Here is a 14,285-nt window from a genome sequence, read left to right as displayed (position 1 = left end):
TTCGCGGTGACCGGCCAAAAGGCTTTGCCTGCGGATAAAGTGTGTTAACTTTGCTTGACACTTTTTGCAGGGGGTAACGTGAGCGAACAGAAGACGCAAATCGTGGTGGTCGGCGGCGGGGCAGGCGGGCTTGAGCTGGTGCGCCGCCTGGGCAGCAAATTCGGTCGCGAAAAGCACGATATCATTCTGGTCGATCGCAACCTCACCCATATCTGGAAGCCTCTGCTGCACGAAGTAGCGGCAGGGTCGCTCGATGCCAATCTCGACGAGGTCGGCTATGGCGGCCATGCCGTGCGCTGGGGTTACCGGTTTTTCAATGGTGCGCTCGAGAGCATCGACCGCACGACCAAGCACATCACCACCGCGCCGCTGATCGACGATCAGGGCCGCGAGGTGATCGGACGGCATCAGATTCGCTATGATTATCTGGTGCTGGCCTTTGGCGGCGTGTCCAACGATTTCGGGACGCCCGGGGTGCGCGAGCATGCGCAGTTCCTCGAACATCGCGCCCAGGCAGACAGCTTCCGCCAGCGTCTGCTCAACGCCTGCCTGCGCGCCAATCACGAACACAACACCGGCAATCCCGAGGCACGGGTGCGGATCTGCATCATCGGCGGCGGCGCGACGGGCGTGGAGCTGTCGGCGGAGCTGTACAATGCCGCCAAGGCTCTGAGGAACTATGGGCTGGAGGTGTTCGACGAATCCAAGCTGGAAGTGACCCTGGTCGAGGCTGGACCGCGCATCCTGCCGCAGATCGATGCCGAGCTCGCCGGCGTTGCAAAGCACGAGCTGGAGCAGCTGGGCGTCAGCGTCCGCGAGAACACGCAGGTCGTCAGCGTCGCCGAGCATTCGGTCGAGACCAAGCAGGGCGAGGTCATCCCTGCCGACCTCATCGTCTGGGCTGCCGGGGTCAAGGGGGCCGAAGGCGTCAATGAGATGAGCGATCTCGAACTCAACCGTCTCAGCCAATTCGTGGTCAAACCGACGCTGCAGACCTCGATGGATGAGCATATCTTTGCGCTGGGCGATTGCGCTTCGTGCATCCTCCCAGGGCAGGAACGCCCCATCCCGCCGCGCGCGCAGTCCGCACACCAGATGGCGAGCCACATCTTCGACAATCTGTGCCGGATGCAGACGGGCAAGCCGCTCAAGGATTTCGTCTACAAGGATCACGGATCGTTGGTGTCGCTGAGCCGATTTTCCACCGTGGGCAGCCTGATGGGCAATCTCGTCGGTGGTCGCATGGCGGTGGAAGGACGACTGGCGCGCTGGGCCTACCAATCGCTCTACCGCATGCACCTCATCGCCATCCACGGCTGGCTGCGCGGAATTTCGCTGATCGTCATCGGTCACGTCAACCAGATCGTGCGGCCCAAGCTCAAGCTGCACTGACGCGAAAGGGTGGCGATCAGCCCTTGATCTGGTCGACCAGCCTGCCGCCCTTGAACAGCGCGAGACAGCGGCCCTGGACCGGCAGCCGGTCGAACGGAGTATTGCCCGCACTGGCGGCCATCTTGCCCGAATCCACCTGCCAGGGGCGGTCGGGATCGATCAGGACGATGTCGGCCTCGTAGCCGGTGCGCAGCGCGCCTGCCTGCACGCCCAGCATGCGCGCAGGGTTTGCCGCGATCAGGTCGAATAGGCGTTCGGTGGAAATCAGTCCGTCACGCACCAGCCCGAGCGACAGCGGCAGCAGCGTTTCCGCGCCGGCCATGCCGGGAGCCGCATCGGCAAACGGCAGGCGCTTGTCTTCGGGCCCGCGCGGATCGTGACCCGAGGCGATGACATCGATGGTGCCGTCCGCCACGGCCTCCAGCGCTGCCTGGCGGTCGTCTTCGGATCGCAGCGGCGGCGAGAGCCGGGCAAAGGTGCGAAAGCCGCCCAGGGCGACATCGGACAGGAACAGATGCGCAGGCGTGATCCCGGCGGTGACGCTCAGCCCTTCGGCCTTGGCGGCGCGGATCAACATCAGGCCTGCACGTGTCGTGACCTGCCGGAAGTGCACGCGCGCGCGCGTCATCCGGACCAACGCCAGGTCGCGGGCGATCGCGATGCTTTCGGCTTCTGCCGGCGCCTGGGGCAGACCCAGCCGCGTTGCCATCTCGCCTGCGGTGGCGACAGCGTTGCCCGACAGGCCATGATCCTGGCTGTGGACGATCAGCGGCAGATCGAGCATCGCGCAATATTGCATCAGCCGGTGCATCACGCCGGTATCGACGATCCAGCGCCTCCCGGTGGCGACGGCGCGTGCGCCCGCCTCCTGCATCAGCGCGATCTCCGCCATCTCCGCCCCGCCCAGATCGCGCGTGGCTGCGGCGAGCGGGTGGACCCAGAAGTCCGGCTTGCCCGAATAGGCGGCAAAGCGCACGCGGGCCGGGTGATCGAGCGGCGGGTTCTGGTCGGGCATCAGCGCTGCCCGGCTGATCCCGCCGAAGTGGAATGCAGGACGATCGATCGCAAAGACGCCCAAGTCGACAAGACCAGGAGCAATCAGCGCGCCTTTGGCGTCGTGGATATGGTCGTCCGGCCCCGGCGTGACAGACCCGATCTCGGCGATCCGGTCACCCAGAATGCGGATGCCGCCCGCGACTGGTTCGGCCTCGCCCGGGAGGACAAGGCGGCCGTTGACGATGCTGAGCGGTGTGGTCGGGGTCTTGCTCATGCCCAGCCCTCCACGCCGCGCCGTCTGCGGGTCAGCACGTCCAGGCACGCCATGCGCATCGCCACGCCCATCTCGACCTGATCGGTGATCGCCGATCGCTGGACATTGTCGGCAATATGGCTGTCGATCTCGATTCCCCGGTTCATCGGGCCAGGATGCATCACCAGGGCATCGGGCTGCGCCAGCGCCAGCTTGGCGTCGGTCAGCCCATAGAGGTGGCGGAATTCGCGTGGCGAAGGGATGAACTGGCCCTGCATCCGCTCGTTCTGCAGTCGCAGCATCATCACGACATCCGCGCCGTCGAGCGCCTCGGCAAAGCTGCGGCAGGGGGTGCCCCCCATCGATTCGACCGCAGGCGGCATCAGCGCCGGTGGTCCTGCGACACGGACATCCGCACCCAGGGTCGACAGGCAGATCATATTCGATCGCGCCACCCGGCTGTGCAGGATATCGCCGCAGATCGCGACGCGCAGCCCAGCGATCTGGCCCTTGCGTCGCCGGATGGTCAGCGCATCGAGCAAGGCCTGGGTCGGGTGCTCGTGGGTGCCGTCGCCGGCATTGAGCACCGGGCAACCCACCTTGTCGGCAATCAGCTGCACCGCGCCCGAGCTGCCATGGCGGATGACGATGGCATCGGCACGCATCGCGTTGAGCGTCACCGCGGTGTCGATCAGCGTCTCGCCCTTTTTCACGCTCGACTGCGCGGCATGCATGTTCACAACGTCGGCGCCCAGACGCTTGCCCGCGATCTCGAACGACAACAGGGTGCGGGTGGAATTCTCGAAGAACGCGTTGATCAGCGTCAGGCCCGCGAGACGGTCGTCGTGCTTGCTTGGCTGGCGGTTGAGATCGACCCATTGCTCGGCCTCGTCGAGCAGGAACTCGATTTCCCAGGGCTGCAGCCCGGCAATGCCCAGCAGATGCCGATGGGGAAAGGCCATGCTGCCCGGCGGATAGTCGCTGGCAGGGCGGCGCGAAGGGGGCGTTGCTGAGGATGTCATTAAAGCCGAGCGTCTAGGACCGAATCGGCTTTCGCTCAAGCCACGTTTTCATCTTGGCCTGCGTCCGTTTGCGGGCTGGACAGGCGATGCGACTGCCGCAATGATGCCAGCTAACAACAATGTCAGCGGGAAGGATTCTGGATGGACCTGGTAACCGATGGTTTGCGCTTTCCCGAAGGCCCGGTGGCCATGCCCGACGGCAGTGTCGTGCTGGTCGAGATCGAACGCGGCTGTGTCACGCGGGTCCAGCCCGATGGCTCGCAGACCGTCGTCGCCGAGCTTGGCGGCGGCCCCAATGGCGCGGCGATCGGCCCTGATGGCAAGCTGTATGTCTGCAACAACGGCGGCTTCCATTATGTCGAACGGGCAGGGCTGCTGATCCCGCACGGCGAGCCGGACGATTATTCGGGCGGACGAATCGAGCGCGTGGATCTAGACACCGGCGCGGTCGAGACGCTCTACAAGAGCGGCGATTTCGGCTGCACGCTGCGGGGCCCCAATGATATCGTCTTCGATGATGCTGGCGGCTTCTGGTTCACCGACCATGGCAAGACGCGGCGGCGCGAGCGCGATGTCACCGGCGTCTTCTATGCCAGGGCGGATGGCTCGCTGCTCAAGGAAGTCATCTTTCCGATGGAAAACCCCAATGGCATCGGCCTCTCGCCCGATGGCAAACGGCTCTATGTCGCAGAGACCTATACCTGCAAGCTGTGGGCGTATGACATTGCTGCGCCGGGCGAGATTGCGTTCAGCCAGGGCCTGCTGGGACCGGGTGGCACGTTCTTCTACAGCCCTTCTGGCTACACGTTCTTCGACTCGCTCGGGGTCGATGGTGCGGGCAATGTCTGCGTCGCCACCATCGGGCAGAGCGGGATTTCGGTCATCTCGCCCGCGGGCGAGCTGGTCGAGTTCGTCGCCACCGACGATCCCTTCACCACCAATATCTGCTTTGGCGGGCCTGATCTGAAGACGGCCTATATCACGCTGTCGGGGACCGGGCGGCTGGTGAAGATGGACTGGCCGAGGGGCGGCGCGAAGCTGAATTATCTGAACACATGACCCGATCCCGGGCGAGCGCCAACGCCCGGATGCGGGCTGACACAACACTGCATCTGGCTCGAGCGCCTTTCGGGAATCGAAACCGCAATAAGGGACAAACAACGTGACCGACCAACGCTGGGCCATCAATATCGACCGCGACCAGATCGGCGATGCGCGGATCGTGACCGAGACCGAAGCCGAGCTGCCCGACGGCGCGGTGGAAGTGTCGATCGATCTCTACGCGATGACCGCCAACAACGTCACCTATGCGGTGTTCGGCAAGCCGCTCGGCCTGTTCGGCAACGATCAGGGCTATTGGGATTTCTTTGCCGAGCGCGATCTGCCTGGGCGTCTGCCGGTCTGGGGCTTTGCGACGGTCAGCCGCAGCGCGCATGAAGGCGTGCCGGTGGGGGCGCAATTTTACGGCTATTACCCGATGGCGAGCCATGCGGTGCTGTACCCGGGCCGGGTCAGCGCCAACGGCTTTGTCGATGTGACGCCGCGCCGGACGACGCTGCCGATCATCTACAACCAGTATCAGCGCATCGATGCGCTGGGTGACTATCGCGCGCAGGATCATGACTATTGGCCGGTGTTCCGCCCGCTGTTCCTCACCGGTTGGCTGATCGCCGATCAGCTGGAGGACGAGCGCGATTATGCTGCGAAGCAAATCCTGGTCGCCAGCGCGTCGAGCAAGACCGCGATCGGACTGGCACATGCGCTGCAGCAGCGCGAAACGCGCCCGCAGATCGTCGGGCTGACCAGCGCCGGTAATGCGGCCTATGTCGAAGCGCTGGGCCTGTATGACCAGGTGGTGACCTATGATGCCGTAAGCGCGATGGATGCGGACGTACCCAGCGCGATGATTGACATGGCAGGCAACCCGCAAGTCGCCGCCAGCGTGCACAACCATTTCGGCGCTGCCTTGAAGGCATCGATCGTCGTCGGCAAGTCGCACTGGGATGCCAATGAGGATGCGGGCACCATGGCGGGCCCCCCGCGCCAGATGTTCTTTGCGCCCGGGCGCAGCGAAAAGCGCATCGGCGAATGGGGGCCGGACAGCTTCCGCCAGAAGCTGGAGGCGGCGTGGCTCGGCTTTGCCGATCTGGCCCCGCGCATCCTGTCGATCGACAAGCGCCAGGGCTCGGAGGCGGCGCTGGCGGCCTATTTTGAAACCGTTGCCGGCAAGGCCGATGCCAAGGCGGGGCTGGTCATCGTCCCATGAATTTTTCAGCCGTGATCTTCGATTTCGGCGGGGTCATCACCTCGTCGCCCTTCGAGGCGTTCAACCGGCTGGAGGCCGATCGCGGCCTGCCGCGCGATGCCATCCGCCGGATCAACGCGACCAACCCCGATGACAATGCCTGGGCGCGGTTCGAGCGGGCAGAGATCGACGCAAGCGCGTTCGACGCCGAATTTGCTGGAGAGGCTGCGGCGCTGGGACTGGCAATCCGCGGCAGCGATGTCATCTCCTGCCTCGCTGGCGACGTTCGGCCACGCATGGTCGCTGCGCTCGATGCGCTCAAGGCTCGGGGCCTGACGGTCGGCTGCATCACCAACAATGTCCGCGCGGGCAAGGGCTCGGCGATGGTGTTCGATGATGCGCGCGCCGGCGAGATCGCGGCGATCATGGCGCGGTTCGACCATGTCATCGAAAGCAGCAAGGCGGGTGTCCGCAAGCCCGATCCGCGCATCTATGCGATGATGTGCGAGGCGCTGCAGATCGCGCCCCAGGCGTGCATCTATCTCGACGATCTGGGGGTGAACTGCAAACCCGCCGCCGCGCTCGGCATGGCCGCGATCAAGGTCACGGGCGAGGCGCAGGCGCTGCACGATCTGCGCGCGCTGCTGGGCCTGGCCGACACCTGGCCCGATTGATGCGGCTCTGGGGGGCGGCGCTGCTGGCATGCATGGCGGTTCCGGCTTGGGCCGAGCCGGGAACCGTGGTCGTCGTCGGCGGGGCGTTGGCGGACGACAATGCCGATGTCTATCGCGCGATGATCGACGCGATGCCCGCCGATGCGCGCGATGTCGTGATCATCCCGGCAGCCTCGGGCATCATCGGGCGATCGGTGCCGCGCGCCGCCAAGGCGTTCGAGGCGCATGGCGTGGAGCCCAGCCGTATTCGCGTGGTGGAAGTGGCCATTGTCGATGACCCAGATACCAAGCTCGTCGATGAATCGCGCTGGGCATCGGGGGCGAGCAACCCGTCCGAAGTCGCCAAGCTGGCGGGAGCGGGCCTGATCTGGATGCTGGGCGGAGACCAGTTGCGGATCATGGCCGCATTGGTCGCCAGCGATGGCAGCGACACGCCAATGCTCGCGGCGATCCGCCAGCGGCTGGAAGACGGCGCCGTGATTGGTGGCACCAGCGCCGGGGCTGCGGTCATGGGGGAACACATGATCGCGTGCGGCAGCCCGGATGTGGCGCTGACCGCGCCGGTGTCGCGCGATCTCAAGAACTGCGAGGGGCGCGACGAGGACGCTGCGAGCGTGCCTCTGGTGCTGGGCCGGGGTCTCGGGCTGCTGCCGGGCACCGTGTTCGACCAGCATTTCAGCGAGCGCAATCGACTGTCTCGCCTGATGCGCGCGGTCGCCTGTATCGATGCCACCTCGGTCACCGGGGTGGGGGTGGATGAGGATACCGGGTTCGTGTTCGAGCTGGGGCGGGAGACCGGCCATGTCACCGGACGCGGGACAATCACGGTCATCGATCCGTCCGACGGTCACCGATCGTGCGAGCGTGCGGTGATGGAGAATGCGCGTTTCGCGCGGTTCCCGGCGATGAAGGACTGAACGGAATGGACAATTTCACCCACAGCCTGGCCGGCTGGGCGCTGGGCCAGGCCGGGCTCAAGCGGATGAGCGGACTTGCGGTGCCGACGCTGATCATCGCCGCCAACCTGCCCGATATCGACGCGGTGTTGAGCGTGCTGGGGACGCAATCGCTGGCGCTGCGTCGCGGCGTGACGCACGGGCCGATCGCGCTGCTGATCCTGCCGATCCTGCTGACCGTCGCGATGCTGGCCTTCGAACGCTGGCAGGTGCGCCGCCGAAAACGGCCGCGTGACCGATTGCCCGTGCGCCCAGGGGCACTGCTGCTGCTCGCCTATATCGGGACGCTGTCACACCCTGCGCTCGATTATCTGAACAATTACGGCATCCGCCTGCTCGAGCCATTCTCGCCCCGCTGGTTTCACGGCGATACCCTCTTCATTGTCGATGCGGTGCTGTGGACCGTGCTGCCACTTGGGATATGGCTTTCCCGGCGAATGGAAGCGGCAGGGCGCAAGGGCTGGCAGCGGCCCGCCCAGTCGGTGCTGGCGTTCGCGCTGCTCTATATCTCGGGCAATTACGCGCTGTCCGCGCATGCCGAGCATCAGACCGCACAGGCCGTCGCAGCCGAGCAGGGCCTGACCCCCGATCTGGTGATCGCCAATGCCGTTCCGGTGCTGTTCTGGCAGCGGCAGATGCTGTGGCAGGCCGACCACCTGATTGGGCGCGGCGCGTTCAATGCGTTCGGTAACCCGCAGCTGACCCTGCAGCCCGGCAGCGCTGCCAACGGCATGGACAGCCCCTGGGTTGCTCGGGCGAAGGCGCAAAGTTCTGATGCGCAGGCCTTTTTGTTCTGGGCGCGAATGCCATATGCACGGCTGACCGACATTCCGGGCGGCAAAAGGGTGATGCTGCGCGATGCGCGCTTCGACAGTTCCCCGATCGCCGACCGGTTCACCGTGGTCGTCGATGTAAAGGAAATCCCATGAACAGCCCCGTCATCGTCTGGTTGCGCCGCGATCTGCGGCTGGCCGATCAGCCTGCCATGGCGGCGGCGGCCAAGGCGGGGCCGGTGATCCCGGTGTTCGTGCTGGATGACGAGACGCCGCGCCACCGGCGAATGGGCGGGGCCTCGCGCTGGTGGCTGCATCACAGCCTGACATCGCTCGCAGCCGATCTGGAAAAAATTGGCTCGCGTCTGATTTTGCGGCGCGGCGTGGCAGCAGAGGTGATCGCCGATCTGGCGCGCGAGACCGGTGCCATCGCGGTGCATGCGCTACGCCATTACGAACCGTGGTGGCGCAACGCGGAAAAGGCGCTGAAGGACAAGCTGCCCGAAGGATGTGCGTTCGAACGTCACGACGGCAATTACCTGATGCCGCCGGGATCGGTTACCACCGGCAGCGGGCAGCCCTACAAGATCTACACGCCTTTCTGGCGGGCTCTGGCGCAGCATATGCCGCGGGCCCAGCCGCTGCCCGTGCCCAAGACGCTTGCAGCCCCCGATCGCTGGCCCGAGAGCGATGATCTGGCGGCTTGGGCGCTGCTGCCCACCAAGCCGGATTGGGCCAAGGGCTTTGGCGAAGAGTGGACACCGGGCGAGGCGGGCGCGGCGGACAGGCTCGCGGCGTTCGATCCGCGCGCGCGGCTGTACGAGGAACAGCGCAACCTGCCCTCGGTTGAAGGCACCTCCCGCCTGTCGCCGCACCTGCACTTCGGCGAGATTTCGCCTGCCACTGTCTGGCATGCGACGATGGACGCCGGCGGTTCGGTCGAGACCTTCCTGAAGGAGCTGGTCTGGCGCGATTATGCGCAGAATGTGATCGCGCAGTACCCCGATTATGGCAAGGCGAACGCACGCGAGGGCTTCGATGCCTTCCCCTGGCGAGATCCGGCGGACGAGGACGTCGCGCGCGATCTGACCGCCTGGCAGCAGGGCCGAACCGGTTATCCGCTGGTCGATGCCGGCATGCGCCAGCTCTGGGCCACGGGCTGGATGCACAACCGGGTGCGGATGGTGGCAGCCTCGTTCCTGATCAAGCACCTGCTCATCGACTGGCGCGTGGGCGAGACCTGGTTCTGGGACACTCTGGTCGATGCCGATTACGGGTCTAACGCCACCAACTGGCAATGGACATCGGGCACCGGTGTGGATTCGAACATGTTCGTGCGGATCATGGCGCCGCTCACCCAATCGGACAAGTTCGATGCGGCGGGCTATATCCGCCAATGGGTGCCGGAACTCGCCGGACTGTCCGACAGCGCTATCCATGATCCGGAAGCTGCGGGCAAATACGTCAAGGGCTATCCGAAGAAGGTCATCGGGCATAAGGAAGCACGAGAGCGGGCGCTGGCCGCGCACGCAAAAACAAAAGCGTAAGAGGAGACAGGGTAATGCGGGTCTGGACAACATTTGCGGCGGCGTGCGCGCTCGCCATCGGTACTGGCGGCATGGTGATGGCCAAGGACGCGGATGCGCCTGCGGTCAAGGCGATCACGCAGATGAGCCCGGCCGAGCTTGAAAAGGTCCGCACCGCGGGCGCGCAGATCCTGTTCTGGTCAGACGCGCAACGCGCCGCCAACTTTCGCGCGATGGAAGCGCAATTCCCAGGCACCTCGGCCAAGGCCGGTACTCCGCGTGCGCTGCCCAAGGGCGAGCCGCTGGCCATCACCAATGCCGATATCGATGCCTTCATGGCGGCGCAGAACGTCGCCGGGCTGATGGTCATCCAGGACGGCAAGGTGCGGCTGGAACGCTATGGCCTGGGGATGAAGCCCGACGATCGCTGGACCAGCTTCTCGGTCGCCAAGTCGTTCACCTCGACCCTGGTCGGCGCGGCGGTGAAGGATGGCTTCATCGCCTCGATCGACGATCCGGTGACGAAGTACGTGCCCGAACTCAAGGGCAGCGGCTATGACGGGGTCAGCGTCAAGCAGATCCTGACCATGACATCGGGCGTCAAGTGGAACGAGGATTATACCGACCCCAACAGTGATGTCGTGAAGATGCTATCGGTGCCGGTCGGCCCGGGCGAAGACCCCAACACGGCCTATCTCAAGACCCTGCCGCGCGAGGCCGAACCTGGAACCAAATGGGTTTACAAGACAGGTGAAACCAACCTGATCGGTGTCATTGTTCAGCGCGCCACGGGCAAGACGTTGAGCGCCTATGCCGAAGAGAAGATCGTGAAGCCTGCGGGCTTTGAAGGTGATCTGTTCTGGATGGTCGATTCCGCCGGACAGAATGTCGGCGGCTGCTGCCTGTCGATCCGACTGGCCGATTATGCCCGCATGGGCCTGTTCGCGCTGGAAGGTGGCAAGGGTCAGGTGCCCGAGGGCTGGTTTGCCGATGCCGGCAAGGAGCAGGCCTCGGTCGGGCTGCCGGGCTTCGGCTATGGCTATCAGTGGTGGACCTATCCGGGTGGTGCCTGGGGTGGCCAGGGCATTTTCGGCCAGGCGATCCTGATCGTGCCGCAGAAGAATCTGGTGGTGGCGGTGGTCAGCAACTGGCCCAAGGCCAGCGGCGCGGACCTGCGCGTGCCGCAGCTGCACTTCTTCCAGAAGCTCGCCATGGCGGCCAATTGAGGGCTGCCGAATGACCGACGATACCCGCCTTCATGCCGAGCTGGACGCAGCCAGGATCCGCTTCGACCAGGTCGAGCATGAGGCGGTGTTCACCGTGCTGGAAAGCAGCTCGCTCGAACGCTCGTTGCCCGGTGCGCACACCAAGAACCTGTTTCTGAAAGATACCAGCGGCCAGTTCTATCTGGTCACGGTGCTCGCCGAAAAGCAGGTCGATCTGGGCGCGCTGCGGCATCTGGTGGGTGCGGGTCGATTCAGCTTCGGCTCGGGCGACGAGATGGTCGAACTGCTGGGGATCACGCCGGGATCGGTGACCCCGCTCGCGGCGTTCAACGACAAGGCGGGCAGGGTCCAGCTGGTGCTCGACGAGGTGCTGGCTGCACAGCCGCGCGTCAACGTCCATCCGCTGCGCAACACTGCGACATTGGGCCTGTCGGGGCTTGATCTGGTCCGGGTGCTGGTGCGCTGGCGGCATGCGCCGTTGATCGTCCCGGTGCCCAACAAGGCCCCGGCGCCTGAACAGTCGTAAAATTGAGGGTGGGCGCTCAGCCCCCCATGCTGTAGTCCGGTTGTGATGACACAGGTTACCACCCGCCCGTTGATCGACGGATTTTCGCGTCAGATCACTTATGTTCGCCTTTCGGTGACGGACCGGTGCGATCTGCGCTGCGCTTATTGCATGCCCGAGCGCATGCAGTTTTTGCCCAAGGCGGAAGTTCTGAGCCTGGAAGAACTGCACCGGTTGGCGCTGGCCTTTATCGAGCGCGGCGTGCGCAAGATCCGGTTGACCGGGGGCGAGCCACTGGTGCGCCGCGACCTGATGACTTTGGTAGCGCGACTGGGCCGCGAGATCGGCAACGGCCTCGACGAACTGACGCTGACCACCAACGGTACCCAGCTGGCCCAGCACGCCACGGCGCTCGCCGACGCCGGGGTGCGCCGGATCAACGTTTCGCTCGACACCTTGCAGCCCGAACTCTTCGCCAGGCTGACGCGGCGCGATGCGCTGGCCCAGGTGCTCGACGGGATCGATGCCGCGGATCGCGCAGGGCTCCAGGTCAAGATCAATGCAGTCGCGCTCAAGGGATTGAACGAGGACGAGCTGCCCGATCTGATCGCCTGGGCGCATGGCCGCGGCCATGACGTGACGTTGATCGAGGTCATGCCGCTGGGCGAGGTGGAGGAAGACCGGTTCGACCATTACCTGCCGTTGACGCAGGTGCGCGAGCAGCTGGAGCAGGGCTGGACGCTGACCGAGAGCGGCCACAAGACCGGCGGCCCTGCGCGCTATGTCGATGTGGCTCAGACCGGCGGTCGGCTGGGTTTCATCACCCCGCTCACCAACAATTTCTGCGCGGGCTGCAACCGCGTGCGCGTGACGGCCACCGGGCAGATCTATATGTGCCTTGGCCAGAACGACCGGGTCGACTTGCGTGCCGCGATGCGCGGGGACGATAGCGAGGCGGCGCTCGACGCTGCGCTCGATCGCGCGATCCGCCGCAAGCCCGAGCGGCATGATTTCCACATCGACGCCCCCGGCGCGGCACCCGCCTTGTCGCGGCACATGTCGATGACCGGCGGCTGAGCGATCATATGGCACAGCTCTTGTTCTTCGGCCGCCTCGGCGATCTGGCAGGCGGGATCGAGCGGCAGATGATCCTGTCGCAGCCGCATGCGATCACGGACATCATCGGCCTGCTCGATGCGGGCGACCGGTTGCTTGGCAGCGCGCTCGCCGAACCGCGCGTGCGCTATGCCATCAACGGTGCGATCGTCGATGGCGATACTCTGGTCGAGGATGAGGACGAGTTGGCGTTTCTGCCCCCGGTCAGCGGTGGCTGAGATGCGCCGCAGCGTCAGAATTTCGCCCCTCCCGTTCGATCCCGAAGCAGAGATCGCGGCCTTCCGCCAGTCGCTTGAGAACGCAGGCGGCATGGTCAGCTTTACCGGGATGGTACGACCGTCGGGCCAGGACGGCGCGGTCAGTGCGCTCAGCCTGCAGCATTACCCCGGGATGACCGAGCGCGGGATCGAGGAAATGCTCGACGACGTGGCCAGCCGCTGGTCGCTGGAGGCGGTGCTGGTGATCCACCGGGTCGGCGAGATGGGGCCGCACGAGCCGATCGTGCTCGTAGTGACCGCGAGCGAGCATCGCCGCGCTGCGTTCGAGGCGGCAGATCTGCTGATGGATTATCTGAAAAGCCGGGCGCTGTTCTGGAAAAGCGAAACCGGTGCGCAGGGCCGCGTCTGGATCGAGCCGCGCGACGAGGATTATGCCGATGCCGCGCGCTGGGACGAACGCTGAGACCCGACCCAGAGATCGCCGTCATGGCTGCGCGCTGGCAGCCATGACGATATCGATCGGTTGATCAGTTGGCCTGGGCAGGCGCAGGCAGGTTGGGAACCTTGCCGTCGGCCGCCTGCTGCGCGAACAGATCGCGCATCACCTGCAGCGAGAACAGGTGCGCGTGGATCAGCGGCAAGGCGCCGTTCTGGTTCAGCTTGCGCAGTTCGTCACCACGCAGTTCGCGCAGCTTCTCTTCGCTCACCATCTGGAAGCCCTGATAGACGAAGGGCTGTGCCAGGGTCGGGTGCTCGATCTTGAGCTCGCCGTCCATCAGCAGGTCGTGCTTCTTCAGCTCTTCCATGAAGAATGCCGTGCCCTGCACTGCGCGCTCGAAATCTTCGCAGAACTGCAGGATGTTCTTGGTGGTTTCGCTGGGCTGGTCGCCGTCGAACAGCGCATCGCCTTCCTCGAACTCGCCCAGAGCTTCGCAGGTCGGGTCGAAGCACAGCGACAGTTCCTGCGAATCCGGACGCAGACGCGCCAGCATGAACGGATAGCGGCGCACATAGGCCGGGACATAGGCCGGCTTGCGATACTTGCCATCATCGTCGAGGAACACGTTGACGCCTTCGTTCATGCCCATCAGCGCGAGCGGAACAGGGTCCGGGCCAGCGGAAAAGATGATCGGATAATGGCGCTGGGCCTGCGAGAATTCCTCGGCCGTCAGCGGGATCGCGTGCTGGTTCTTGAGGAAGTGCGCTCCGTCCATGGTCCGCGAGCGAAACTTGCCGTGATCCTTGGAGTTGAGAGGTACCAGATCATTGAAAAGGACCGGCAGATTGGTGGCTTGCGGCGCACTGGCCATGAAATGTTCTCCGCTGACGTTGATTTTATCCGTAAAACCGGAAGCAGCGCCTTAAGTTGCCCGAAAGCCCGGC

Annotated in this window: 15 protein-coding genes; 12 read left to right on the top strand and 3 right to left on the bottom strand. The window is 65.0% G+C overall.

Annotated elements, in window-relative coordinates; all coding sequences use genetic code 11:
- The first annotated feature begins 78 nt into the window (after nt 1–78).
- Nucleotides 79–1,392, top strand: a complete 1,314-nt coding sequence (locus LI72_RS05475) for an NAD(P)/FAD-dependent oxidoreductase (RefSeq protein WP_033924803.1) — start codon at nt 79–81, stop codon at nt 1,390–1,392.
- Nucleotides 1,393–1,408: 16 nt separating this feature from the next.
- Here LI72_RS05475 and LI72_RS05470 read toward each other — a convergent pair whose 3' ends face one another.
- Both LI72_RS05470 and LI72_RS05465 read right to left on the bottom strand, forming a co-directional pair.
- Complete coding sequence (locus LI72_RS05470; protein ID WP_033924802.1) at nt 1,409–2,662, bottom strand: dihydroorotase; 1,254 nt, start codon at nt 2,660–2,662, stop codon at nt 1,409–1,411.
- Complete coding sequence (locus LI72_RS05465) at nt 2,659–3,663, bottom strand: aspartate carbamoyltransferase catalytic subunit (RefSeq protein WP_443018108.1); 1,005 nt, start codon at nt 3,661–3,663, stop codon at nt 2,659–2,661. The genes LI72_RS05470 and LI72_RS05465 overlap by 4 nt, the downstream gene beginning before the upstream one ends.
- 141 nt (nt 3,664–3,804) lie before the next feature.
- On the opposite strand from LI72_RS05465, the gene LI72_RS05460 reads away from it, so the two are divergent.
- The 11 genes from LI72_RS05460 to LI72_RS05410 all read left to right on the top strand — a co-directional run bounded on the left by LI72_RS05460 (nt 3,805) and on the right by LI72_RS05410 (nt 13,365).
- Nucleotides 3,805–4,722, top strand: a complete 918-nt coding sequence (locus LI72_RS05460; protein WP_033924801.1) for an SMP-30/gluconolactonase/LRE family protein — start codon at nt 3,805–3,807, stop codon at nt 4,720–4,722.
- Nucleotides 4,723–4,825: 103 nt separating this feature from the next.
- Entirely contained in the window at nt 4,826–5,929 is a 1,104-nt protein-coding gene (locus tag LI72_RS05455; RefSeq protein WP_033924800.1) for a DUF2855 family protein, read from the top strand.
- Nucleotides 5,926–6,582, top strand: coding sequence for an HAD-IA family hydrolase (locus LI72_RS05450; RefSeq protein ID WP_033924799.1), 657 nt, complete (start codon nt 5,926–5,928; stop codon nt 6,580–6,582). Before LI72_RS05455 ends, LI72_RS05450 begins: the two co-directional genes overlap by 4 nt.
- A 32-nt stretch (nt 6,583–6,614) precedes the next feature.
- Entirely contained in the window at nt 6,615–7,499 is an 885-nt protein-coding gene (locus tag LI72_RS05445; RefSeq protein ID WP_197051825.1) for a cyanophycinase, read from the top strand.
- A 5-nt stretch (nt 7,500–7,504) separates the two neighbouring features.
- On the top strand, nt 7,505–8,467 hold the full coding sequence (locus tag LI72_RS05440) for a metal-dependent hydrolase (RefSeq protein WP_033924798.1): 963 nt from the start codon (nt 7,505–7,507) through the stop codon (nt 8,465–8,467).
- Nucleotides 8,464–9,858 (top strand): cryptochrome/photolyase family protein, encoded by a 1,395-nt coding sequence (locus LI72_RS05435; protein WP_033924797.1) that lies wholly within the window; start codon nt 8,464–8,466, stop codon nt 9,856–9,858. Before LI72_RS05440 ends, LI72_RS05435 begins: the two co-directional genes overlap by 4 nt.
- Nucleotides 9,859–9,872: 14 nt before the next feature.
- On the top strand, nt 9,873–11,063 hold the full coding sequence (locus tag LI72_RS05430; RefSeq protein WP_231562369.1) for a serine hydrolase domain-containing protein: 1,191 nt from the start codon (nt 9,873–9,875) through the stop codon (nt 11,061–11,063).
- 10 nt (nt 11,064–11,073) lie between these two features.
- Nucleotides 11,074–11,589 carry a prolyl-tRNA synthetase associated domain-containing protein gene (locus tag LI72_RS05425; RefSeq protein ID WP_033924795.1) on the top strand — a complete coding sequence of 172 codons (516 nt, stop codon included), beginning with the start codon at nt 11,074–11,076 and terminating at the stop codon, nt 11,587–11,589.
- Between the two features lie 45 nt (nt 11,590–11,634).
- Nucleotides 11,635–12,645: a GTP 3',8-cyclase MoaA gene (gene moaA, locus LI72_RS05420; RefSeq protein ID WP_033924794.1), complete on the top strand. Its 1,011-nt coding sequence runs from the start codon at nt 11,635–11,637 to the stop codon at nt 12,643–12,645.
- 8 nt (nt 12,646–12,653) lie between these two features.
- Entirely contained in the window at nt 12,654–12,902 is a 249-nt protein-coding gene (locus LI72_RS05415) for a MoaD/ThiS family protein (protein WP_033924793.1), read from the top strand.
- A gap of 1 nt (nt 12,903) precedes the next feature.
- Nucleotides 12,904–13,365: a molybdenum cofactor biosynthesis protein MoaE gene (locus LI72_RS05410; RefSeq protein WP_033924792.1), complete on the top strand. Its 462-nt coding sequence runs from the start codon at nt 12,904–12,906 to the stop codon at nt 13,363–13,365.
- A 64-nt stretch (nt 13,366–13,429) separates the two neighbouring features.
- Here LI72_RS05410 and LI72_RS05405 read toward each other — a convergent pair whose 3' ends face one another.
- Nucleotides 13,430–14,212 (bottom strand): SapC family protein, encoded by a 783-nt coding sequence (locus LI72_RS05405; RefSeq protein ID WP_033924791.1) that lies wholly within the window; start codon nt 14,210–14,212, stop codon nt 13,430–13,432.
- Nucleotides 14,213–14,285 lie beyond the last annotated feature (73 nt).

The organism is Sphingomonas sp. 35-24ZXX (assembly GCF_000786215.1).
Taxonomy (GTDB): domain Bacteria; phylum Pseudomonadota; class Alphaproteobacteria; order Sphingomonadales; family Sphingomonadaceae; genus Blastomonas.
This window is presented reverse-complemented; position numbering and strand designations above follow the sequence as displayed.

What these genes read in the sequence shown, in the direction of transcription:
- LI72_RS05460 (WP_033924801.1), top strand. Translation starts at nt 3,805, where the DNA reads ATGGACCTGGTAACCGATGGTTTGCGCTTTCCCGAAGGCCCGGTGGCC.
- LI72_RS05435 (WP_033924797.1), top strand. Translation starts at nt 8,464, where the DNA reads ATGAACAGCCCCGTCATCGTCTGGTTGCGCCGCGATCTGCGGCTGGCC.
- LI72_RS05415 (WP_033924793.1), top strand. Translation starts at nt 12,654, where the DNA reads ATGGCACAGCTCTTGTTCTTCGGCCGCCTCGGCGATCTGGCAGGCGGG.
- LI72_RS05445 (WP_197051825.1), top strand. Translation starts at nt 6,615, where the DNA reads ATGGCGGTTCCGGCTTGGGCCGAGCCGGGAACCGTGGTCGTCGTCGGC.
- moaA (WP_033924794.1), top strand. Translation starts at nt 11,635, where the DNA reads ATGACACAGGTTACCACCCGCCCGTTGATCGACGGATTTTCGCGTCAG.
- LI72_RS05405 (WP_033924791.1), bottom strand. Translation starts at nt 14,212, where the DNA reads ATGGCCAGTGCGCCGCAAGCCACCAATCTGCCGGTCCTTTTCAATGAT.
- LI72_RS05470 (WP_033924802.1), bottom strand. Translation starts at nt 2,662, where the DNA reads ATGAGCAAGACCCCGACCACACCGCTCAGCATCGTCAACGGCCGCCTT.
- LI72_RS05450 (WP_033924799.1), top strand. Translation starts at nt 5,926, where the DNA reads ATGAATTTTTCAGCCGTGATCTTCGATTTCGGCGGGGTCATCACCTCG.
- LI72_RS05425 (WP_033924795.1), top strand. Translation starts at nt 11,074, where the DNA reads ATGACCGACGATACCCGCCTTCATGCCGAGCTGGACGCAGCCAGGATC.
- LI72_RS05465 (WP_443018108.1), bottom strand. Translation starts at nt 3,663, where the DNA reads ATGACATCCTCAGCAACGCCCCCTTCGCGCCGCCCTGCCAGCGACTAT.
- LI72_RS05430 (WP_231562369.1), top strand. Translation starts at nt 9,873, where the DNA reads ATGCGGGTCTGGACAACATTTGCGGCGGCGTGCGCGCTCGCCATCGGT.
- LI72_RS05440 (WP_033924798.1), top strand. Translation starts at nt 7,505, where the DNA reads ATGGACAATTTCACCCACAGCCTGGCCGGCTGGGCGCTGGGCCAGGCC.
- LI72_RS05410 (WP_033924792.1), top strand. Translation starts at nt 12,904, where the DNA reads ATGCGCCGCAGCGTCAGAATTTCGCCCCTCCCGTTCGATCCCGAAGCA.